Origin of the sequence: Arthrobacter sp. SO5 (assembly GCF_020532805.1) — a bacterium.
Classification (GTDB): Bacteria; Actinomycetota; Actinomycetes; order Actinomycetales; family Micrococcaceae; genus Arthrobacter.
On the sequence record NZ_MQTQ01000101.1, the window covers coordinates 92,882 to 115,199 of the forward strand.

Annotated in this window: 15 protein-coding genes; 4 read left to right on the forward strand and 11 right to left on the reverse strand. The window is 62.2% G+C overall.

Features of this window, described 5'->3' with window-relative positions; genetic code table 11:
- Positions 1 to 207 precede the first annotated feature (207 nt).
- Both BJG92_RS17535 and BJG92_RS17540 read left to right on the forward strand, forming a co-directional pair.
- Positions 208 to 2,547, forward strand: coding sequence for an ATP-dependent RecD-like DNA helicase (locus BJG92_RS17535; protein ID WP_232085254.1), 2,340 nt, complete (start codon positions 208 to 210; stop codon positions 2,545 to 2,547).
- Positions 2,548 to 3,341: 794 nt separating this feature from the next.
- Positions 3,342 to 4,109: a hypothetical protein gene (locus BJG92_RS17540; protein ID WP_232085255.1), complete on the forward strand. Its 768-nt coding sequence runs from the start codon at positions 3,342 to 3,344 to the stop codon at positions 4,107 to 4,109.
- Positions 4,110 to 4,305: 196 nt separating this feature from the next.
- On the opposite strand, the gene BJG92_RS17545 is transcribed toward BJG92_RS17540, so the two are convergent.
- From BJG92_RS17545 to BJG92_RS17555, 3 genes are read right to left on the reverse strand one after another with little or no spacing between them, the layout of a single operon-like run.
- Positions 4,306 to 5,652: a restriction endonuclease subunit S gene (locus BJG92_RS17545; RefSeq protein ID WP_232085256.1), complete on the reverse strand. Its 1,347-nt coding sequence runs from the start codon at positions 5,650 to 5,652 to the stop codon at positions 4,306 to 4,308.
- A complete protein-coding gene (locus tag BJG92_RS17550) occupies positions 5,652 to 7,106 on the reverse strand; it encodes a class I SAM-dependent DNA methyltransferase (RefSeq protein WP_232085257.1) in 1,455 nt (484 codons plus the stop codon). The genes BJG92_RS17545 and BJG92_RS17550 overlap by 1 nt, the downstream gene beginning before the upstream one ends.
- Positions 7,103 to 9,781 (reverse strand): type I restriction-modification enzyme R subunit C-terminal domain-containing protein, encoded by a 2,679-nt coding sequence (locus BJG92_RS17555; protein ID WP_232085258.1) that lies wholly within the window; start codon positions 9,779 to 9,781, stop codon positions 7,103 to 7,105. Before BJG92_RS17555 ends, BJG92_RS17550 begins: the two co-directional genes overlap by 4 nt.
- A 1,225-nt stretch (positions 9,782 to 11,006) precedes the next feature.
- On the opposite strand from BJG92_RS17555, the gene BJG92_RS17560 reads away from it, so the two are divergent.
- Positions 11,007 to 11,456 carry a hypothetical protein gene (locus tag BJG92_RS17560; RefSeq protein ID WP_232085259.1) on the forward strand — a complete coding sequence of 150 codons (450 nt, stop codon included), beginning with the start codon at positions 11,007 to 11,009 and terminating at the stop codon, positions 11,454 to 11,456.
- A gap of 1,344 nt (positions 11,457 to 12,800) precedes the next feature.
- Here the strand turns inward: BJG92_RS17560 and BJG92_RS17565 are convergent.
- The 8 genes from BJG92_RS17565 to BJG92_RS17600 all read right to left on the reverse strand — a co-directional run bounded on the left by BJG92_RS17565 (position 12,801) and on the right by BJG92_RS17600 (position 21,638).
- On the reverse strand, positions 12,801 to 13,313 hold the full coding sequence (locus BJG92_RS17565) for a single-stranded DNA-binding protein (RefSeq protein ID WP_232085260.1): 513 nt from the start codon (positions 13,311 to 13,313) through the stop codon (positions 12,801 to 12,803).
- Between the two features lie 62 nt (positions 13,314 to 13,375).
- The gene (locus tag BJG92_RS17570) at positions 13,376 to 14,458 is read right to left on the reverse strand and encodes an ArdC-like ssDNA-binding domain-containing protein (protein ID WP_232085261.1); all 1,083 of its coding nucleotides are present in this window, start codon (positions 14,456 to 14,458) and stop codon (positions 13,376 to 13,378) included.
- 169 nt (positions 14,459 to 14,627) lie between these two features.
- Positions 14,628 to 15,137: a hypothetical protein gene (locus BJG92_RS17575; protein ID WP_232085262.1), complete on the reverse strand. Its 510-nt coding sequence runs from the start codon at positions 15,135 to 15,137 to the stop codon at positions 14,628 to 14,630.
- Positions 15,121 to 16,902 (reverse strand): type IV secretory system conjugative DNA transfer family protein, encoded by a 1,782-nt coding sequence (locus BJG92_RS17580; protein ID WP_232085263.1) that lies wholly within the window; start codon positions 16,900 to 16,902, stop codon positions 15,121 to 15,123. The genes BJG92_RS17575 and BJG92_RS17580 overlap by 17 nt, the downstream gene beginning before the upstream one ends.
- 41 nt (positions 16,903 to 16,943) lie before the next feature.
- Positions 16,944 to 18,158, reverse strand: coding sequence for an ATP-binding protein (locus tag BJG92_RS17585; protein WP_232085264.1), 1,215 nt, complete (start codon positions 18,156 to 18,158; stop codon positions 16,944 to 16,946).
- Between the two features lie 242 nt (positions 18,159 to 18,400).
- Positions 18,401 to 19,906, reverse strand: a complete 1,506-nt coding sequence (locus BJG92_RS17590) for an SCO6880 family protein (RefSeq protein WP_232085265.1) — start codon at positions 19,904 to 19,906, stop codon at positions 18,401 to 18,403.
- The gene (locus BJG92_RS17595; RefSeq protein WP_232085266.1) at positions 19,899 to 21,338 is read right to left on the reverse strand and encodes a type IV secretion system protein; all 1,440 of its coding nucleotides are present in this window, start codon (positions 21,336 to 21,338) and stop codon (positions 19,899 to 19,901) included. The genes BJG92_RS17590 and BJG92_RS17595 overlap by 8 nt, the downstream gene beginning before the upstream one ends.
- Positions 21,339 to 21,350: 12 nt before the next feature.
- Complete coding sequence (locus tag BJG92_RS17600) at positions 21,351 to 21,638, reverse strand: hypothetical protein (RefSeq protein ID WP_056431595.1); 288 nt, start codon at positions 21,636 to 21,638, stop codon at positions 21,351 to 21,353.
- A 218-nt stretch (positions 21,639 to 21,856) separates the two neighbouring features.
- On the opposite strand from BJG92_RS17600, the gene BJG92_RS17605 reads away from it, so the two are divergent.
- Positions 21,857 to 22,288 carry a LexA family transcriptional regulator gene (locus BJG92_RS17605; RefSeq protein ID WP_232085267.1) on the forward strand — a complete coding sequence of 144 codons (432 nt, stop codon included), beginning with the start codon at positions 21,857 to 21,859 and terminating at the stop codon, positions 22,286 to 22,288.
- Positions 22,289 to 22,318 lie beyond the last annotated feature (30 nt).

Sequence of the window (22,318 nt, forward strand, 5' to 3'; positions counted from 1 at the left end):
CTCGTTCTCGCGAACACCGTGCGACGCTCCTACGCAGCCCCGTACTGCACCGGTGACTTCACTGCCAGCTGGATCGACGCTGTCGGCACACTAACCCGCGAGCGCGTCGCGACGAAACGCGCCACCTGGAACCGGTGGAACCTTCTCGCGGAAGCCGAACGGGTCTGCGCCGACATCCGCTGCAACTCACCGGCGGACCGCAACACCATGATGGATGCTGTCGCCACCGCCGCAGAAGACCAGTCCGTTCCACTCAACGAGTACCGTTACACCGTCCCCGTAAACGCGCAGCCCGACCTCCGCTTCGCAAACCGCAGCATCTTCGACTTCCACGGCTGCCGGCTCTACACAGACACGGCGACCCTCGCAAATGAGGATGTCGTCATGGTGGCACGGAACGACGACGGCGGCCCGGCCGTGAGTGCGGCCGTCACCATGGAATCGCTCGCCAACTACAAACACCGCGGTCGGCTCGAGCTCCACAGTGACCAGCGCTCCGCGGCGGCCCAGGTCCTGCTCAGCGGCAACCGGCTTGATGCCGTCGTCGGTCCCGCTGGAACTGGCAAGACCACCACTCTCGGCGCGGTCAAGGCGGCCTGGGAAGCGGAATTCGGGGTCGGTACCGTCGTCGGGCTGGCACCTGCGGCGGCGAGTGCCGACGTCCTCGGGCGAGAGCTGGCGCTTTCCACTGAAAACGTCTCAAAATGGCTCTACGAGTCGGTCGGTCAGGGAGCCGGCCATCGGGCTGCACAGTTCTTCGACACCGAGCAACAGCTCACCGGCGGTGCTACTCCCGGTCCGCCGGCGCTGCGGCTCGCTCAGAGAGCCGTCCGGCTCGCCGCCGAACAGGATAGGTGGAGGTTCCAACCCAACGAGCTGGTCGTCGTCGACGAGGCCTCCATGGTCTCCACCCTTCAGCTGGCCACGCTGGTACAGCAGGCCCGGGACGCCGGGGCCAAGGTGCTGCTGGTGGGCGACCCCGGTCAATTGGATGCCATTGACGCCGGCGGTACGCTCGGCTTGCTCGACCGGCAAGGCAAGACGGTGCGGCTGAGCACCATTTGGCGGTTCGAACAGGAGTGGGAACAGGACGCATCGCTCAAGCTCCGTGCCGGTGACTTCGCGGTCATCGCTGACTACGACCGGCACCAACGCATCCAACACGGCTCGTACGTCGGTATGGTCGACGAAGCCTACCTGAGCTGGCAATCGGACCTCCAAGAAGGCCTGTCGTCCATTCTCATCGCGGCCGACAATGACACGGTCAGCATGCTCAACCAGCGAGCCCAGGCCGACCGCGCCATCCAAGGCACCGTGGACGCGGAACACGCAGTACCGCTCAGCGACGGATCGCGGGCCGGCGCTGGCGACATCGTCATTGCCCGCCGCAATGATCGAAGCATCTCCGACAGCAGCGGTGACTTCATCCGGAACGGGACCATGCTCGACGTCGTCCGTACAGGCAGGCACAGCGGCTCGCTGACCGCGGTTCGCCGGGACACCGGTTCAACGATCGTTCTTGGCCAAGAGTATGTTGTGTCCTCGGTGGAGCTGGGATATGCGACGACAGCCCACCGTTCGCAGGGCATCACTGTGGACACCGGACACACCGTCGTCACCCAGGGCCGGCTCACCCGTGAACTGCTGTACGTGAGCATGACCCGCGGACGATCGGGAAACCACGCGTATGTCAGCGAAAACGACCCTTTGGACGACGAGCCACTGGATCCGACCATGCAGGCCTCGTGGCGCCAGATCCTTGGTGAGGTCCTCGCGGCCGAGGGGGCCGAACGTACGGCCCACGAAGTCCGCGAGGCCGAGCAGTCGAAGGCGGACAGCCTGGAGCACCTCAGTGCCGAATACGACTACCTCGCCCAAATCGCAGCCGCCGAGGACCTCGTGAAGTTCCTCGATGTTCACTCGCCTGGCAGGGCCGCTGAACTCGAGCAATCACCATCGTGGGGCGCGACTGTCGCAGCGTGGCGCCAGGCCACTGGCGTTAACCGTCCAAGCACGCAACGTGTTGTCATCGCGGCCCTGCAAACAGACCCGGCAGCTCGAGATATGGCGGCTGTCATCCACTCCCGACTCCGTAAATTTTTGTCCGGGATGCCCGCAGTGGGAATTGATCCCTTGGCTGAACCTGTCCGCACATCTCGTCCTGACGTGGCCGACATGATCAGCCAGGTTCAGGGCCGGATCCAGCAGCGGATGACCAATGTCGCCCGCGACGCCATGATGCGTGACACCGAATGGAAACGGGCGCTCAGGGAGATCTTGGGTCCAGACACGCTTCCGGGGTATGTGACGGACGTCATTCGCCAAGTTGCCATCCATAGGGACCGATGGGGTATCGATGACTCGCCCTTCCCCCTGGGACCAGTTCCTGACTCTTACGACTGGGAACAACAGGAGCAGCGCGCAACGATCGCCCGCCTTGTTGACCAGTCGGCTCTATCGTCTCCCAGCTACAGGCAGGCTTCGAAGTTGCCCGATGACCCGATTTTGTGGGAGGACCGGCTTATCAATGTCGGCTGGCAAATCTAGACTGGTCGAGAAGGTAGACCATGGATGCAAACCCAGTCCTGAAGCCGAAGCTTGCGACGCCCGCGCTAACCCTCGGTAGCGTCGTCGTCTCTACCTGCGCCGCGTATCTTCTCGGAATAGCGGCCGTTAACTGGCCGCCTAACTCCGTCCTACTGGTGGCCTCGTTTGCCGTTCTCCTGATAACTGCTGCTACTGGCGCTGCCTGGTTGGCCCGAATCCACCGGCAACGCGCATGGACGGCGGCAGCAAATGAAAAGTGGACTGACTTCGACGACACGAAGCGCACTCACCGCACAACAGCAGAGATCACCGTGCTGAGCGTCGATGCCCTCCAACCCACAGGGTCTTGGATAACGATCCGGTGGAACCGTTTTGATCATATTCAGCACGCATGGATAGAAGCTCTACGTGAGCCCATCTGGCCCGGCGCCGTTCTCCTGATTTCGCCGGATCCGGCGCAGCTTAGGCCCGGAGCGCCTTGGCCCACGACGTACTACATTCAGGCTTCGAATTGCCTGGCATGGGCGCCACCCAAGAAAGAAACGAAAAGGGCACGCCCTAGCCTCGCGGCCGACCCGTTCAGCTAGTTCTTTAGGCTTACCTTGGTCCACTGAGTCAATATCAATAAGCATGAACGGAAGGTCAACCATCACACGGGACCGCAATTCCGTTCGCATCCGGAGTCGAATGTACTCGGATCGTTCACATGCGGGCAGGCCTAACTTCCTTCAAGCGCAGTGCTCGACTTATCACCGCCCCCACTGCGACGAGGAGATTTCGTGTCAAGGAGGGCGATGCACGAGTACTTCCAATACATTCAAGGAATGTGTCCACTGGATGGCAGTACTCCCGACGACTTTTCTGGAGTCGATTTTGCGACATACGTTTGCGCTGCTCAGATCTACGACGAGCGAAAAGTTGAGGATCAGGTGTCCAAGGTCGTTGAGGACTTTTTTGAGACACGGGGGCTGCCGGCTCGCCGCTGTTCGATCGACGGCCTAGGTGCGGCCGCAGGTGGCGGCTCCTGGATGGATCTCTACATGTGGGTGAAGGAAAATTGGGATTTCCTGCAACCAATCGCCTCTGCGTTCATCGGCTTCGCCATTGGGGTTACCACCAAGTGGAAGAATTTCAGGAGACGACTCGACAACAAGGTCCTTGACCGACACATGCCCTCGATTGTTCTTGAAATCGGCGCGCGCACCAAGGGCACCGACGTGAATGCATCTGGGGAAAACTCGCGATCGTTGAACAGTCTCCTAAGGCTCGTCCCCGCACTTGATGAAGCCTTGCGCGATCAACTGCCAGACCAGAAGTTTTCCATTCGCGTCGTTAGTCTTTCAGAAAACGATCCGTCGCGACTCGCACTGTTCAAAGTCGAACGCATAACGAAGGCGGATATTGCCCGGGTTATGCGCTACTTCAAAAAAATAGAAAACGATCCCGATACTTATGCCATCTCACTTCATCGACAACTCGGCTTTATTCCACGCCTTCGACGTAATCACGGCGTCTCGGCATACGGAAGCCTCATTAGGGGCTCAACAACGAATCCTGAATAGAGCAGGGAGCGCCACCGAACGTACCGTGCCCTGCTCCCAGTTGGGGCTTGTTACTATTTCCCGCTGCTCAGCCTAAGAGTCTTCTAATAGGCCTTCCCTTCCACTGTTTTCCAGATGACTCCAACGGAAACGGCCTCATGAGTAGTTCCAAGCGAACCAACGACGGACTCAGTACATACATCGAGTCAATTTGCGGTCACGCATCCGCTGTAGCGGCCTGGGCAAGCTTGCCTCGGAGGGCCTTCGCAAGGATAGCTTGACCCACTCGATCGAGATGCTGGCTCGCTGCGTCAATCTGTCCCAGCCCATTGCGGCTTACCCTCAGCAGTTCGCGAACTCTCCGAACAATTTCCCTTTGCTCATCAATTGGTGGGAGAGGCAAAGGCATGGCGCCAAGCTTGGTGCCATTGATATTTGACTGGCTAACACCGTCGGTCTTGACGCCGCGAGCCCATGCACGGCCCCATGCCGAGTTAAGCCAGTAATTGACGAAATCGGGCTCAGCAACATCGGACGCGAATCTGACGCGGATGAGATATGAAGCAAAGGTCATGGTGCCTGGGTCATGAAAGACTGCGCTCTTGCCAACCAATTGTGGGCTATTCGTTCGATTAAATAGCAGATCCCCGTCCGCGAGTAGCAGCGACTGGACTTCCTCGTCCAGGGGACAGTATTTGAGATCGCTCGTCTCCAGCAGTCCATCTTGAATGTTGCCCATTCGCAGCATCGGCACTCCGGACGAAGTAGAGGCAGCCTTTCGCGAGGTCCCATACTCCAACAAAACGGAAGCCTGTCGTACCGTGCTTAAGACATAGGTTTCTGGAAGCTCGGGGAGATCGAGCTCCGGACCATCGCCCGCACTCTTCTTTCGGCTCTTCACGAGTCTTTCGCCTAATCGCACCAGCGCATCTGCAACGGTCGGGGCTTCGGAGTGTTCAAGCCGCCAATCCGCAGTGAGCCTGCCTGAGCAGGCAGCCACCAAGACCGCCTGCCGGTAGTTCGTAAGCAGCCCTCGAGCACGGTTGAGATTGTCTCTAGCGGTCGTGCGACGTTCCTCAACGGCGGCCAGGCGCTGCACGATGCGCCGCTGCTCCGGAAGTGGCGGCACGGCGAGCTCGAACTGCGACAGCGATTTCCAGGACGTCCTCGGAAGTTCCATGCCAGCGGACGATTGGTGTGCGAATTGAACGAACGCATTCGAGTTCATGACGCGTGCCAGGTACTCGACTGTTAGGTCAGCAGTGTCCTGGAAAACCAAGATGTCCGTTGATGCAATTCCGTCGAAGTCCGGAAGCGCCACTTTGTTCAAGTAGGGCCGGAGTTTGCCGTAAAGGAGATCACCAGCCCTAAATGCAACTTTTTCACTCCTAACGTCACGACCGCTGCCCCGGCCCAGAACGCGGCGGCTGTGCGCCTCGATGTGCTCCAACCCGATGTAGTTTGCGTCTGGCGCGTCTGCCGGCGAAACTTTCTCGGATATAGGCGCAGTAACGGACCCAAGGCGCCGCCAGCGCCACCCGTCTGGCAGGTCGAGCGATTCCATCAGGCGTCTACCTCGTCTGCTACGAAGTGGCGCAACCCCTCCATCTCGGCCACAGCGGCCTGCAATTCCGCAAGCGCAGAACTCAAGAGCTCCGCCGGATCACCGATTTCGTCTGGGTCGTCCAACTCCTCATCGCGCAGCCACTTGAAGCTGTCGATCTTGTAATCGCGGTGCTTAACCTCATCCATGCCAAACACACGCCACCGACCGTCGCCTGACATGTCCTCGCGACGGGGTGACAGGCCATTGGGGTCAGTACCGTAACAGGCCATGAACTCGTCAAAAAAATCGTCCGTCAGGGGACGCGCAACCTTTGTGATTTTCGGGATGTTCGCGCGGGCGTCAAAGATCCAAACTTTCGTCGTTGGTCTGCCCTTAGTGAAGAAGATTACGTTTGTGTTGGTTCCCTCGGTATACGGCGTGAAAGTACCCCGCGGGCACCGAAGAACGGTGTGGACGTCCGCATCCTTCATCAATATTTCGAAGACTTCACCCGCCTTATCCGCGAAGAGCACGTTGTCCGGCACGACAACGGCGGCGCGGCCGCCCACCTTCAGAATGGTCAGGATGTGCTGCAGGAAGTTGAGCTGCTTGTTAGCCGTCTCGATTGTGAAGTCCTCGCGCTGCGGCACCTGGCTGGCGCCCCGGTTGCCGAACGGCGGGTTGGTCAGGACCACATTGAATCGCTCGCTGCCAGGAACCTCGTAAATGGAGTCGCCAAGCGATATCTGTGGCTCTACTTGATGCAAATAGAGATTCATGAGGGCTAGACGTCGTGGCCGTGCGACCAGCTCCTGGCCATAATACGTCGACGTCTTTACTCGACGGGCCGTCTCACGGTCGAGCGCGCCGCCGGTCTGTTCTTTCAGCCACTCATAGGCGGCCACCAGGAATCCACCGGTCCCGCAAGCGGGATCGGTGATCGAGAATGACTGATTGGCGCGAGGATCTGGCTGAATCAGGCTTACCATGGCACGAATCAATGGACGCGGCGTGAAGTACTGACCGGCACCCTTCTTGCCTTCGGCGGCTGACTTCTCCAACAATCCTTCAAAGGCAGCGGCCTTGACGTCGACTTCAAGGCTGGTCCACTCGGTCTCGTCGATAGCCTTGACGAGGCGAGCGAGCGTTGCCGGATTAGCCAGTCGATTCTGCGCGCCACCGAAAATGTCGCCCAACATTCCAGGCTGTTTGCCGAGCGTAATGAGAGCTTTTGTGTAGTGCGCCGTCAGGTCGGTGCCCGACTGCTTTCGAAGAAAGGGCCAGTCGCAGGGTACCTGCACCTTCTCGCCGTTATCTTTCTCGTCTGCATACGCCGGCAGGTCGATGCCCTGCTCATCGGCCATCTTGAGAAAAAGCATGTAGGTCAGCTGCTCGATGTAGTCACCGTAGTCCACGCCGTCGTGGCGCAGCGTCGAGGCGTAGCCCCATAGTTTTCCTACAACGTCGGTCATGTGACGACCAGCTCCTCGTTTAGTTGTGCTAGCCATTCGTCCAGCTGTTGATCGAAGGCGCGATTAGCGCGGCCCCAACCGCCACGGGCGGAGAGGATCGGGATGAGGTTGAAGTCATCGCGTTCGATCGACAGGTTGGCCACCAGATGTCTCTCGATCAAGGCGATCCACAGTTGTTGCTCGTCGGTCAGGCTTCGCCCGGCCGTCACCCTGGCAACGGCAGCACTTACGCGCTCCTCGGCCGTTAAAAGCGGCGCTGTCTCGGCAGCGGCATGCTTGACCATCGAAATGATATCGACCAGCGCCTTACTGTACTTGGCGCGGTGGGCCCGCTCCAAGTTCGCCTCGGTAAAGTGCTCAGGCGCCCGACTTAGCGCCTGACGCAACTCGGTCAAGGCAGCTGGGTTCCAGCTCTTCGGGCGCTGCAAGAGCACGCCGAGGGCGTCGATTGCACCGGCCTCCGCGCGCACAAAGTCTGCGAACGCCGTCAGATAGTCGTCGGGCTTGTACTCTTGACCGGTCGTGCCGCGGATCAGCCACTCGGAGCTGACCTCGTCAACTGCGGTGGTGGCGACGACAAAACTGCGGCCGCCGCGAGGATAGGTCTCGAGCAATCGCTGGAACGCGGGGTCGCGGAGCACGCCCATCGTGGGAGTGAACGCGCTACGTAGCAAGGTTGGTAGCTGGCTTGACCAGTCGCCGATGTCGCCGTCCGGCACGAAGGCCGCAAAGGCCTCGTAGGCCTCGCCGCTCATCCCCTTGGCAACGCGCTGCAGACGCTTGACCAGGCGTCGAACGTTATGGTCGCGATCTTTGTTCTGCCAGATCTCCTCAATAATCTGGGCAATCGTCTTGTTATCACTCGCCGCCGGCTCGGCGGTGATACCGGTGGTGTTTTTGAAGTATGCCAGCAGGCTGCCGTCGAAGCAGTCGAAGACGACGAAGTGATCTTTGTCCGGCGCTTTGTCGCCCCCGAGGCGCGTTCCGCGCCCTAGCATCTGCTCGAACAGAATGCGTGACTTGACGGGGCGGAGGAAGACAATGAATTCCAAGTCAGGGATGTCGACGCCCGTCGTCAGCATGTCAACGGTGACAGTAATCCCAGGGTTTGGACGATTTCGGAACTCGCGGATCCGTTGCAACGGTCGATCGACCCGGCCAGTGATTTTGGACACGAAATCGTCCCCCCGTCCAAAAACCCCACGCGCCAAGTCCACCAATTGGTCAGCATGCGAGACATGCGGCAAGTCGTTGGCCGCGAATATAAGTGTTTTGGGAAAGCGTCCGCGTTCAGCCTCGAAGTCGTCGGTGTAGCGCTTCAGTTCCTCAAGGATCTTGCGGTTGGAGTCCGGCGCAGTGACTTTTCGCTCGATCTCACTGGCATCGAAGGCTCGTTCATCCTCGAGTAGATCGAGCCGTATGTCACCGGTTTCGGGATCAACTTCGTCTATTTGATCACCCTCGCGCAGGAAGACGCCGTTTATGCGCACGTTTGACTTGACCTTGACGACGTCATAATCCACAAGGTAGCCCTCGCGTACCGCACGCTCGTACTCATAGCGGAATACCGTGTGCTCAAAGTAGGCGGCGGTGTGGGCCGCCGGTGTGGCCGTCAAACCTATTTTGATGGCATCGAAGTGGTCCAGAGTGTCACGCCAGACAGCGCGGTCCCTTGCCGAGTAGCCGCGGTGACACTCATCTGCGACGATCAAATCGAAGGCATGGATGGGTAGGTCCAGCTGCTCAACATCGGCGTCAACCTCGTCATCGTCGATGCGCAAAGCACCGACCCCCCCGAACAGGTTCATCGACATACGCTGGATTGTTGCCACGTAGACGAACGCGTCACCTAGTTTCGGCGTAGTGAGCAGCGAGGTCGGCATGACGGTAGCGTCGAACTTATCCTCGTCGCCGAGATCCTCCGGCCTGAAGGCCTGCGAATATACCGGGTAGATCTTGTCGAACTTGAGTCCTGGCTCCGCCTCGAACGAAGCGAAGGCTCTGACGGTTTGGGCAGCCAATGCCCTACGGTCTACTAGGAACAGCACGCGGCGGGCCACGCCTGATTTCATCAACCGGTAGATCTGGTTGACGCTCATGAGTGTCTTGCCCGTTCCTGTAGCCATGGTGACGAGCATCTTTCGCCTACCGCCGATGAGGGCATCCTCAACTGCTTGGTTAGCTTCGACCTGATAGCGACGAATACCCGGCTTGAATGGCATGCCACTCAGACTCGCAAACTCAGCACTCGAGTCCCGCGCCAACATTTCGCTGAGGGCAGCCGGCGTATGGAAGGCTGAAACCTGCCGGGACCGACTAGCTTCCCGCCGTACGTCGCGAAAGTGAATCTGCTCGCCATTCGTCGAATACAGGAACGGAACGCCGAACTCACCGCGAATCAGCTTTGGAACGGCGATGCCGCGCGAATAGCGCTCCGCCTGGGTGAGGACGCCCTGAGGACCGACAGTGGATTTCTTGGCCTCAACTACGCCCCGAATGGCCCCCTCGTCGCAAAGGACGTAGTCGGCAAGACCGGCCGCCGTTGGCCACTCTTCAACCGCGGTAGGATCGCCCGGAACCGAGTTACTTACGGCTTTCCTCGATGCCACCGTCCACCCGGCTTTTCTAAGGCGGGGATCAATTCGCTTTTTTCGGGTTACTGCTTCGCTTGGCATACATTCCCTTAGCTGTATCGGTACTGTCGATGAGCATAACCGAGGCTGAGGACTTGACCTCGTCACCAACACTTATCAATGGGGGACGGCGCTCGCGTGCGCCGTCAGCGAACGGTGTGAAACCGCAAACGGAACTGGTGCGAAAGTCCCCAAAATGGTTTCCATGACGAGATCCACTGATCGGCTGGTCCAGCCTTGGGGGCTGTCCCAGTCACCCACGGGTAGTCCCATTGGTTGCCATGCCTTGTAGTAATAACCACCCCTGCGGCGAGCGCCGCGCAACCGCCGCGCTTCCCTGGCGCCAGTAGGGCGAAACGCTGGTGAGCGAAACGCACAAAACCCTCAAAAACGTGACGTGACAGGAGGTCTCCGCTGCCCAAAACGACCCGCCGTCCGTTCAGCCTTCCGGGCTGCGACCGACCCCACCATGCACGCGGGTTCTGCAACACGCATGCGCCCCGTCCAGGGCGAAAGGGGGTACAGAAGTGCAGCGAACCAGGCTGTCCCACCGCTGTCGCCAAGCTTGGCTACTGCCGTCGCCACGAGTCGCTGGCCCTGGCTCGTCTGCCACCAGACCTGTTGGAAGCCCTGCTTGAGCAGGTTGCCTCTTTGATTCAGCCAGACCCGGTAACGGGGTGCTGGTTGTGGGCCGGCAGCGTGGACGAAAACGGCTATGCCCACTGCTTCGTGGACGGTTGCGATTGGCTCGTTCGCTGCTTGATGTACCTGCTGTTTATCGGCACCCACGGGCAAGCCCGACAACTGGACCACCTGTGCGGCGGCCCTTCTGGAGATGCTTCCGAGGATGCGGACAGGCTGAGGCGGCGCTGCGTCAACCCTCGCCACCTTGAACCGGTGACGGCCCGGGTGAACCTTTACCGGCGGGACCGCCGAGCCCGCCACCCTGGGGCGGCGTTCTGGACTGACGCAGACGACAGGGGCAAGACCTCAGTAGCGCTCATGCTCTGGGCGGCGGCTCACGGATTCCCTGGTGCCGTTCCTGGGCATTGGAGGATACGGCGCGCGCCCGGGGCGGCGCCGATCCCCTACGACTACCCATGAACCCACCTGACGAAAGGAAATTGCAGGACGAACACCGACGACATCATCGAGCATGGGCCGCGTGCCTGGGAGTACGACGGCCACATTTATCGCTCGCGACGCATGGCTTGCATTGCAAGGGCTGCTACGAAGGCAGCCGCTGACAAAAAAGGAGCAGCCAACAATGACTAACGACGGGTATGAGTACTTCCGCCGCCTTAAGACCGGCGCGGAACACATCGCAGAGACCGAGGCAGGGACGGACCCGACCCCGCCGCCCCACCCGGATTCCTTGGATTTCGAGCCTGCAGAGACCAGCCCTGATCGGTGGCAGGTGCCGAACGACCCCCGCGCCTTCCGCTCGCGGGACGACGCCCGCAGGGCGGGCCTCACCGCACGGGCGAAGGCCGAGCGCAACTGGGCAAACTATCAGAATGCCCTGATCGTTCCCGCCAAGACTCCGGGCCAGGAAGCCGCCGAAGAGTACGAGTCCGCAAAGGCGGAGGCGTTGAGCAAGTGCGTGACCCCGGATGCCTGGGAAAACTCGCCTGAGGTACGCGCGGCATACCTGCCCGACAGTCGGATCGGGGCCGAACTCTGGGAAGAGTACAAGCGCAACAAGCGCATCAGGTAGAGCCTCCGTGTCGCGGCGAGCGGCTGGGGCTCGCCGCTTCCGGTCCACGGCTTCCGAACCCGTACACGACCGTAGCCGCTATCACCACCGGGGCGCCCGTGGCATCTGAGGGGGTACACCCCCACCCTCTATTGGAAGGCGCAGGCGCCCCTCAATCGCGACGAGGGCCCAGGTTGAGCTTGATATTCCCTAGCCGCCCCTCCGGACGCTCTAGAACCCCTGGGAGGCTCCTAGAGACGGTGGTAAGGGCTCAGGACGAGGTGGGCCTATAGACGAGCGCAGCCAATCGGTGTGAAGCTCTCTTGCATGGACCTGGCAATCATTCTTTCGTCTGCTGTCACTCGGCACCAAGCCGGCTCGATTCTCCGGCTAGCGCACCACCTCGATGGGGCTTGAAATGGCAGGTAAGGAGAGTAGCCGAAACCCATGGAAGATCGCATGGGCCTTTGTAGGCGGCGTGGCTGTACTTGTGGGTCTCGTGTCGGGTCTGCTCACCCTGCAGGGCCAACTTGCCGGCCCTGCGACATTCGAGTCGACAATCGAATCAGTGGATCAATCCGCACACCTAGCAACCTTTCTCAAGGACAATGACGGTAAACAGGTTCAGTTAGACGTGACGTGCAAGTGGTCCAGCACCGCATGTCATACGCCGACCGCAGCCGAGGCGAGCCAATTACTCCCTGGAGACATTTTGGTCTTGTACACGATGCGGCCTTGTCTTGACATGTTTGAATGCCCTTCTGGAGCGTACTGGCTCCATCTCACTCAAGACGCATCGGCCAACGTGCAAATTGATAATGGCGGCTACGGAGCGGGAAGCTTGGTGCTTAAGGGGTCTTTTTCCGTGAACGTTGCGGGGCAGCTTGGGACCTCGCCCCGCGAGGTTATAAACGTTAAGCTTCGCGGCCAGTAGTGTCCGCCTGCCGGCGTTGGCCCGGCGTCTTAGGCGAACAGTTAGCCGCGCGGGCACCTGACCTGAACCGAACTGCCATATTCACGTGATCTTCCTCGGTGGACGATTCATCAAACTGAGGCGAGGTGGGACACCCTTCATGCCGGTTCGCGCTGTCTCTCAACCGATCGGTTGAAAGACAGCTGGACGAGACAGATTGGGAGCCTGCCAAATTAGGGACATACCGCGTCTCGCCACCATGTTTTTCAGGTGCATGTTGATAAGCCTCCTTCGCGGAGTCTCTCCCTCGAAGCTGGGCCCGGCGTCACGAGAGTCGTACGCCGTCTCGCAACGAGGCAATCTCGCATTGGTCGTGCACATCTGGCTGGCGGAGACCAAAATATTCTGTTCGGCAGGTAGGTTCGGCGCCCCCTCAATACAACATTGCCGCTTCAGTAGCTCAACTCATTCGTTCCCGCGTTCCCGAAAGGGGGCACCACAACCGGGCTCTTCGAGGTGAGGTTGTACGCCGGCGCAGCGACCTCCGCCAACGCGGGAGCGTCAGGACTTGCCTCAACTTCAGCTTTCGTCCCCGCAGCTGCCATGTGCGAGGAACGCTGATACACCGCGGTGCCGAAGCGCAGGTCCGGCCCGATCGTATCGGCCACGATACGCCGGGCTTCGCGGCGTTCGCCGTCCTTTTCGTACGAGCGGAATTCCAGCTCCCCCGCGACAGTGACCGGGTCGCCCTTCTTTAGCGACGTCGCGACGTTTTCGGCTAACGCGCGGAAGGCGGATACATTATGGAAGACGGGTTCTCCATCGTGCCATGTGCCGTCTGCCCCCTGGATACGCTGGTTGACGGCGACACGAAGCTTAGCGTGGGCCACGCTGCTCTCGCCGATGCTCAGTTCGGGATCGGCGACGAGATTGCCCGCGATGCTAACCGGGATCTTGGTGTTCATTGATCTTCTCCTTTCAGGTGCCAGCGGGACTCTCCCACCGAACAGATTTGGTACTGCCGTCATTACGGCCCGGCCATTACTGGCCCGTCCACAGACCGCGCGGGCTTTTCCACGCCCATAAAGGACGCCGCGGTGTACACGCGAGGGTCCGCGTCAACTGCGGAGATCTTGCCGCCGAATCCCGGCGGATGGGTGATTTCGAGAATTCCCTTGCTGGCAGCGGTGACTCGGCCCAGTACTGACTTGGCAATGTCCGCGCGCGAACCTGGTAGCTTGCCGCCGGCGTGGTGAGCCATCGCATCGTTCTCTGCCTCACTGACGGCGTCAGCCCATCCGGCCAAGTAGGTGGCGGATTGCGGGCCTCGGTCGATGCCGTGGGCCCTGAGCACGGTGTAGGCGACGGATTCAGCCTCGACTTCAGCCAGCCCCCGGTGGTCCGCGCTGCTGTCGTAGAGCCGGCCTATCTCGTCGTCCGGTCCATGGAGCAGCACGTGCCCAAGCTCGTGAGCTAGGACCACTGTCCGCTCTTCCAGGCCCAGCCAGGCACCCACCTGGACCCGGTGTCCGGCGAAGTCCGTAAAGCCGCTTGTGAGCCCGTATTGGGCGTCCGTAACCTCGACGTCGAACCCGTGCCTGCTGGCGGCTGCCGCAAGGGATCGCCACAGCTCACTCGCATCCACGTCAGCGGCGGCACCGCCGCGGGGCACCAACAGCGGTGTCCCCTGCGTCTGCGAGACGTCAAAGACTGCCTGCCCGCGCCAACCGGTGATAACGGTCTTCTTTCCATCGTCGACGGCGCCTGGCGGCATCTGCTCGCGCGCCGGGACGCGCTGCCGGGTACCGTCAGGAAGTGTCACCTGCTGAACGCGGGCCGTGCGGGGCGCGATCACCCAGAGTGCATGCTCACCCCGCGACACGGTGCGGCCCTGGCGAGCCCATTCCTTGTAGCCGGCCACCAGGGTGGGCTCATCGGTGCCGCGCTGAGCCATCTGCATCATGAGCAGGGCAATGTTGCCGCCCGAGTAACGCCACAGGGTTGCCGAAGCGTCCAGCAGCACCTGCCAGTGCGACGGAGATTCAACGGCCTTTTCCAGGATCCTATGGAGACCACCGGTCAAAGCAGCGATGCGCTCTTCAGGTGTCATGCGCGCATTACCGGGATGGTCGGCGCTGAACGCGGCATTTGCCGCCACATCGCTGGATGCGTGATCAGGTTCAGGGGCCACGACGGCTGCCCTCCATGCTTCTCGGGTTCCCGCCGGGAACACCCAGCGGATACTTATTCATGTCCTGGGAGACGCAAACAGCATGACTTCAGAACTCGTCGCCGACTTGGTGGGAAGCCGCCTGCCACTCAACGAAGCCCGGCGCATCCAACCGCAGGATCCTCAAGGCGGGCTCCTTGTGCGCCTGCAGGCCGACGCAGCCGGCCGTACGGGTATGGGTCCGCAGACGCTCGACGGCATGTGGCAGCCGCTCGTGGAAGGCGAGCGGTCCGAAACCGGGATCGTCGCTGGCGTAGGAGGCCAGTTCCGCCCGGTGCAGCGCGTATAGCTCGGCAACGATCTCGGTGTGGCGCCACCAGCAATCCGGAACCACCGACGTCGTCAGCTGGTACGTGGCCACTAGCCATCTGACCCACACCGCCAGATCGCCCCACACAGTCCGAGCCTGCGCCGCCGTCATCTGCCGCCAACGGTAGGTCACGCCGGTCACCCTCCCGGGCGGCCGGAATGCGGATCGGAAGAGCTCGGCCGTCAGGTCGTCGTCCTCTCCTCCGGTTGAGGGGATCTCAAAGCGTTCGGTGTCATCCTGGCTCGCCATCGCTCACCTCCGCGGTTGTTTGCTGCCGCAGGCGGTGCCCGTCCGCCAGCGCCTGTTCAAGCTCCAGCTTCGACCGGCCAAGTTCAGCCGCGTCCTTACGCTTGTGCCATTCGCGCAGGTCCAACAGGATGGGACGGGTTCGCCGCCCCAGCATGAGGGCTGTCCCGGCGGGCAGGCGCCTGATCTCGTGCAGCGCCAGGACTGGGCTTTCCCTGATCTGTTCGCCGTCCTGGCGGCCCTGCGCGGACCAGGAACGGGTGTTCAGGATCAGGCTCCGCTCCCCCAGCAGCCCGGCGAGCGAACGAAGGTCACGCTCGTCAGAGCCGCCGCCGAAGATCACCTTGATGATGGCCGAGTCCCAAATGGTTGCGGCTTCATCGATAGACCATCCCGTCCGCGCCTGGGACAGGGACTGCAGGACCACAAGTGTGGAAATGCCGATGCCGCCCCCGTCAGAGAGGGCGATCGGCAAGCCCGGCCACGGTGCCAGGTTCGCAATCTCGTCCAGGATGAGGGACAGCGGGGGATCCAGCCTGCCACCGGGGGCGATGAAGGCCATCTCGCGGGCGGCGTTGTCGATATCGTCGATCAAAGCCGAAAGGTACGGCCCGGCTGCGGCTGCTCCGGCGCGGGTCCCGATCAGATACAGGGTGCCGCAGTCACGGATGAATGTCTTTGGATCAAATTCCTCGGATTCGTCCAAGGGTTCCAAAGCGGCGAGTACTTTCGGCGATGACAGCGGCGCAACCGCTGCCGAGACACCGATCCAGGAGTTGGACGTATTCCGGGGGTCATCCTCAAGAATGCCCATGAGATCGGCCTGCCATCCCAGCGCCGCGTCTGGCCGGCTGAGCACCTCCAATGCCTCACGCGCCAGGACAGGGCTTGAGGACCATCTTCGAAACGCACGGACACCTTCTCCGGACAGCGCCGCGGCGTGCAGGAGGCATTGCAGGATGATCAGCGAGCGCTTTTGCCACGCCGCGTTTTCGCCTTTCATCTCGGTGTCGGCGGTGATGACGAGCGCGCGGCGGGTGGCGATGTCCGGGTCCTCGCAGCCGCGGACTGGAGACCAGCGAAGCGTTGAAGGCAGCCCGGACATGCCTTGTGGATCGAACACTGTCACGGGTCTGCCGCCCGTGGCGCGGGCCTTCATAGTGACCACCAGGTTGTCGGCGCGGGTGGACGTGGTGACCACGGCACCCGGCGCGTCGAGGATCGCATTGATGACCACGTAGAGGCCCTTGCCGGAGCGCGGCGCGCCTTGGATGACCATGGATTCTTCGGTCGAGACGTGGATCGTGACGCCGCGCGATCGGCCCAGCGTCCAGGCCACGTCCTCGATCCGGGGTTTGGCCAGACCTGGCCGTGTGAATACTCCTCGCCTTCGGACGGCTCTGGCTCCAAAGTCGTGGACGATTTCGGCACGCCGGGCGATCCCCTCTCGGTTCAGGATGTCCTGGCGCAGCCACGCGCCGGATTGCTTCCACCTCCGCCATGCCAGGACAGACCCGACGGCGAGCGCCGCCACCAGAAGAAGCACTGGGCCGACCACCCACCAGACGGCGCCGACGCCGACGTCGCATCCCGTTGGCTGACCAATAATCCAATCAGTCCGGCCGACGACAAGCCCGACGGCGGCGGCCGGGTTGAAGGGCGACGGCGGACTGCCGCCGCAACGCCAGAGCATCTGGAGATGAGCTGCGGTCTGGACGAGGACGCACAGGGCAACGTAGCCGGCTGTTGCGAAAAGCCCGGCCGTCACGAGTGGAGTACTGTCTCCCGCCCGCCGGTTCATCGTGGCTTTCAGACCATCCGGTCGTCGGTGCCGAACACTGCCAGTTCATCGGTGGTGACCCGGTTGGCGACGATGAAGGAACGGTTCCCGACTTTCCAGAGCCCTACGCCCTTGGGGAGGTTCTCCACGTGCTCACATTCCGCCTCTGAAAGACCCAGCGCTTCCTTGGTCAGGCGCATTGCATCGTGCTTTTGCCGGTAGATGATCCTGGTGTCGGCTTCGGTGAGCAGGCCGAGTGCCTTTTGGCGGTGGCCGCTGGTGCTGTCTCCGATTTCGTTGAGGTCGGCCACTTTGTGCATGATGAGCAGATTCGCGATGCCGTAGGTACGGGCCAGCCGCCATTGCTCGCTCATTTTGGCGAGCATGTAGGGGTCTGCCAGCATGCGCCAGCCCTCGTCGTAGACCACCAGCCGTTTGCCGCCGTCGGGGTTTGTCACGGCCGCTTCCAGCCAGGTGGCGCCGCACGCCGCTGCGAGGGACAGTGCCTGCTCCGAGGCGCCGATCAGCGCGGACGTGTCCATCACCATCATGGGCGCATCAGCATCGAAGGAGACGGTGGAGGGAGCATCAAACATGCCTTCCAGGTCGCCGGATACGGTGCGCCGTAGAGAGTGGCTGACGGCCTGTCCTCCGTCCTTGCCGACCAGCCCGATGGTTTCCCTTGACGGGTTCAGCAAGTGGTCCAGGACCATCGGCAGGGTGGGATTCGAGTTCTGGGCCACGGTTTCCATGAGCGCCATGTCCAGGGCTGTGTGCTCGACCGGATGCAGTGGCATCCCCTGCCGCATGAGGGACACCAGCGACACCAGCAGATAGCGGCGCCGTTGACGGACCACGGCCTGCCATTGCGCCTCGCTCAGGGCGCTGGACCGCGGCCCGGCGTCGAGCGGGTTGACCCGGGCCGCGCGGCCTGGGCCCACAGAAATGACCTTCCCGCCGACGGCGTTCGCGACGGCGACCCACTCGCCCTTAGGGTCGGAGGCGACTGCGGCCTTCCGACCCAGCGTGATCGACCTGGCCACCAGGGATTTCCCGCACATGGACTTCCCTGTCCCCACGGTGCCGATAACGACGATCGACGGGCCGCTGATGACACCTTTGTCGTAGAGAATCCATGGGTCGTAGGAGAAGGCACCGGAGCCGAAGACGTCCGTGCCGATGTACGTCCCCTCGTGGCCCAGGCCCGATTCGGTGATAAACGGGTAGGCAGCGGCGAAGGTCATGGTGGACGCCCGGTGCGGTGCCGGGCGCAGGCGGTGCGGCCCGCGCAGAGAATTCGCTTCACGGCTTCCCCAGTCGCCGCCGGGCTCTCTTCTGTCGAGCCCGGCGCCGGCCGTCTCTCCCAAGCCGCGGAGCGCGGACTCCCACGGTTGGCTGTGAGTGTCGGCGTCCTGCCGGCGTCGGTCCTTCCGCCCCCGGCGGCTCCCGCCCGCCGGCACGTAGTGAACCGAGTGAGTTGCCCTCTTCACCGCAGTCCACGCCCAAACGGGAGCGCGCCTGCGACAAAGGCAGCCCATTGCTGACCGGCCAGCAACCGCAGTTCGACGAAGGCTCCCGCCGCCGCCGACTCGAGCTCCTGCCTGTGTCGAGCTAAGTCTTGGAGGGTGCGCGCCGTGATGGTCACGTACGCGGCCGGCCGCACGTCTCCGTGACCGGCGACGATCTCTTCCTCCCGCTGGGTCACTTCTTCTTCCTCTGCCCGTTGCTCCCTGGTGAGCGGCCTGTCGAAGCGGGTGTTGATCCGCCGACGGGTTTCATGGGCTTCCTGGGCGGAGCGAATGTCCCGCAGCGCTTCTGTTGTTGGTACGGCGCGGATCACCTCGGTTATCGTATGGCGGAATTCGCCGACGTAGATCAAGGGGTGGAGGAAGCCGGGAAAGACCTTCTGCCGGGGCCATTCGGCGACCCAGAACGTTTGATGAAAACCGGAGTCCGTGTGCACATAGGTCCAGTGCTCGTCGACCGCCATCGGCCCGGCAGTGACGCCGGGCGCCTTGGATTCCGTGACGCTCTGGGGCCTCGGCGCCGTCGTGTTGACTGCGGGTTGCCGGACCGGGGCTGCCGGCGCAGCCGGATCGAAGGCGCCTCGGACGACGTCGAGGAGCCCCGCTTCCGGAAGCCATCCCTCCACCCTGACATTGTGAGTGCCCAGCGCGGCGGTCATGGCCTCAACTTCCAGCCGGAGGACCTGTTCGACGCCGATGAGTCCCCCGCCGGACTCCCTGATTCGGCGCCGCGCTTTGCCGGTGTCCACGACGAGTGCGAGCAAGAGATCGTGGCTCATCGCCGACCCGGCCGCAGCGATCAGGTCCTCGTAGGCGCGCTGACCCCAGGTGAGGTCTTTAGGGCTGCCTGCCCGATCTGGGGCAGTGCGTTCATAGAAGTCACGCAGGGCCGACGAGGGATACGGGACGGTGTAGTCCTGGACGGCGATTCTGGCGACGCTGCTGCGCTGGGCCATGCCTGCCTGCACGCGGGACCAGGCCTGAACCGCCCAGGCCTTGTCGTCAGAGTCCAGGAGCGCGAATGATCGGGTACTGCAGCGCAGCACGGCGATCGCCTCCCTGCCCCGGGCGTCCACGATGAACGACTCACCGGTCGAGGTCCGACGCAATTCCAGGTTCCCCAGACCGCCAGGCAGCGCCAGGTGCCCCGCCAAGGCCGGGCGCTCCGGTCTGACGAGGAAGCGGGTCTGCTTGGCGGCCAACCGGTACAAGAACAGGGCAGCATGCCCGGCCCAGACCGGGTAGGGAATCCTCGAATACTGGAGCAACCCGAGCAGGATGAGTGACAGCCACATTGGTCCCGATGCGAAGAGGCCAACTGGTCCGCGAAGTGCCGATGCCGTGCTGGCTACAAGGACCCCGGCCGCCAGCAGCAGCAACTGGTACCACGTCAGACCCATAAATACGCCGCGACGCTCGTACCGGGGGAATTTGACGGCCTCGAGGGCTCGCGAACTTTCAGACATGGGAATCACCGTCATTCATGTGCTGGACGACTGCTTGCTGTCGGATGGGCCGGCGGCCTGGTGTTGCCATGGGAGGCCCCGGCGGGGACGCCGGTGGGGAGGCCTGGGGCGGTGCCGTACGAGACGCCGCCTGATCAGCCGGATGCCTCGGCGCCGGGGGCCGCTCGCCGATTTCGCGCGTACCCGGGCCCTCGAGCGGTGCGCCCGGAGTCGCATTCGGCCCGCGACGGCCTCCATGTGCCCGGGGTGATGGTCGCACGGAAGCCTGGCTGCCGGCGTCGAGCATCAATGCGGTGCCACTGCCCCCGGGGGTCCGGGGCGACATCGTGCCGGTCCGCGATGGCGGCAGTGGTGCCCGGGGTGGAAGCACTCGAGTGGGAAACTGCGGCCGGCTCGACTGGATGGGACGGGTCGCAGCTGAGTGCGATGCCAGACCCGCGAGCGTAAAACGGCCGCCGGTCTGTCGGCTGATCTGCCGGGCGGCAAAGCCAGAGCTTCGAGAAAGTACGTGACCGCCTCCCGCAGTTTGCGCGGCTGCTGCAAGCTCACCACCGGCGAAACTCACCAGACGTAACGCCATCAGCGGAGCACCACAAGCCAAGGCCATGCCGACTACGCCGGCTGCCAGTCCGGCGAACGACTTGGACTCGGCAAAGAGCTTGATGGCCACGGCCAGCACGGTCGCGGCCAACGGCTTGGCGAGAAGCAACGCGATGACGATCTCGCACCACCGCCGAGCCCACGTTTGCGTCTTCTCCCACGGCATGAGCATGAGAGCGACCGGGGCGACGGCGGCGAGCACGATGAGCGCAAAGGATCGAAAGATCATCGAACACATCAGGATGAACGCCAGAACCCAGACCACGATGACTGCCATGGCCGTGACGACAACCGCCCCGGCCGCGCCGCCACTGGACCCGGGAGCCAAAGAGATGACGTTCCAGTCTCTGCCGGCTCCGGCCGGAGCCTTCTCGAAGCCGAAGAGCCTCATGAACAGCACGTAGGGATCTGTTCCCAAGGAGCCAAGAAGCGCCGCGGACGCCGAATCACTGACTTTGGTGAGCTGGCGTACCAAGTACACCGCACCCGCCACCAGGGGGACAGCGGCAGCCCCGCCTACCAGGGCCCGCACAAGACGGCGGGGTTGTTGGCTGATCAAACCGGACAGCAACTGGAGAGTCATGGCAACAACAAGGGGCGTCATCATGACGACAACCCACCAACTCGTGAGCCCTTCGACGGCGGTCCACTGCGAATCATCCACGTCGGAGAAGCTGAACGCGCCAGTGATGAAGGACCAGATCCAGGAAGCGATATTTTGGAGAATATTCGCGAAAAGCGACGTGATTGAACCCTGGATGCCGTCGTTCGCTTGGGAGACAAGACCGCACCCGGGCGGCCACCATCCGTTAAGATCACAATCAACCGGCATGATGACCCGGACCTAGAATCCGAGATTGAACGCCGACTGCGACCAAAGAATGTAGCCGTTGATGCCACCCAGGATTGCTGCCACGGGTCCAGTCCAGAGCAGGATCATGCCCCCACCGGAGGCGAGGCGCGAGGATTGGCTCAACTTGCCTGCCAACAGCATCGCGGCGCCCATGATCGCGACAATGGCGATCACGATGAAGGCACCGACGAGGATGCCGCCGCCGATCTGTTTCAGCGATTCGAGAAAGGGAAAGTTGGCGTTCGGGGTGATTCCGGGGTCTACAGCTGCCAGCAACATCGAGCGCTCCATCTGTCGTCTTCGAATGGGATGAGGGTTTTGGGCTCACGACTTCATAGAGGGTGCGGGGCGGGGCGACATGACTGCTGTTGATCCCGGCACGGATTCACTGCTCCTTGGGCATCCTGCATCGGATGCAACGTGGTGGAGAGTGCTCAATGTCAGCACCCCGGGCTACACTGAATGAATCGAACATATATTCGAATAAAGGGTGTGTTGTGGGCGTTGTAGTTGGTCCCCGTGTGATAGATGCGGGTATGTCGTTGTTGTCGGTGCTGATCTCTCCGGTCCCCGTCGCGGCCGGGTATCCCTCGCCCGCGCAGGACTACTTTGATGGCCGGATCGATCTGAACGAGCACCTGATCAAGGACATCACCAGCACTTACGTCGTGCGGGTGTCCGGGGAATCGATGGAGGGCGCCGGGATCAGTGACGGCGATGAACTGATCGTGAACCGGGCGCTGGAGCCGGTGGACGGGTCCGTCGTCGTCGCGGTCCTGGACGGGGAACTGACCATCAAACGGCTGCGGATCACCGGAGCCGGGGTGGTGCTGCAGGCGGAGAACCCGGCCTACCCGGATATCCGGGTGCCCTCGTTGTCGGACCTGGTCATCTGGGGCGTCGCCACCCGGTGCCTGCACCATGTGTAACGTGCGGAGTTGTATCAAACGGGAACTCCG

Bases quoted from the DNA above. Each gene is read 5' to 3' on its own strand.
- BJG92_RS17535 (WP_232085254.1), top strand. From the start codon at position 208: ATGATGGATGCTGTCGCCACCGCCGCAGAAGACCAGTCCGTTCCACTC.
- BJG92_RS17540 (WP_232085255.1), top strand. From the start codon at position 3,342: ATGCACGAGTACTTCCAATACATTCAAGGAATGTGTCCACTGGATGGC.
- BJG92_RS17545 (WP_232085256.1), bottom strand. From the start codon at position 5,652: ATGGAATCGCTCGACCTGCCAGACGGGTGGCGCTGGCGGCGCCTTGGG.
- BJG92_RS17550 (WP_232085257.1), bottom strand. From the start codon at position 7,106: ATGACCGACGTTGTAGGAAAACTATGGGGCTACGCCTCGACGCTGCGC.
- BJG92_RS17555 (WP_232085258.1), bottom strand. From the start codon at position 9,781: ATGCCAAGCGAAGCAGTAACCCGAAAAAAGCGAATTGATCCCCGCCTT.
- BJG92_RS17560 (WP_232085259.1), top strand. From the start codon at position 11,007: ATGACTAACGACGGGTATGAGTACTTCCGCCGCCTTAAGACCGGCGCG.
- BJG92_RS17565 (WP_232085260.1), bottom strand. From the start codon at position 13,313: ATGAACACCAAGATCCCGGTTAGCATCGCGGGCAATCTCGTCGCCGAT.
- BJG92_RS17570 (WP_232085261.1), bottom strand. From the start codon at position 14,458: ATGACACCTGAAGAGCGCATCGCTGCTTTGACCGGTGGTCTCCATAGG.
- BJG92_RS17575 (WP_232085262.1), bottom strand. From the start codon at position 15,137: ATGGCGAGCCAGGATGACACCGAACGCTTTGAGATCCCCTCAACCGGA.
- BJG92_RS17585 (WP_232085264.1), bottom strand. From the start codon at position 18,158: ATGACCTTCGCCGCTGCCTACCCGTTTATCACCGAATCGGGCCTGGGC.
- BJG92_RS17590 (WP_232085265.1), bottom strand. From the start codon at position 19,906: ATGTCTGAAAGTTCGCGAGCCCTCGAGGCCGTCAAATTCCCCCGGTAC.
- BJG92_RS17595 (WP_232085266.1), bottom strand. From the start codon at position 21,338: ATGCCGGTTGATTGTGATCTTAACGGATGGTGGCCGCCCGGGTGCGGT.
- BJG92_RS17600 (WP_056431595.1), bottom strand. From the start codon at position 21,638: ATGTTGCTGGCAGCTGTAGACCCCGGAATCACCCCGAACGCCAACTTT.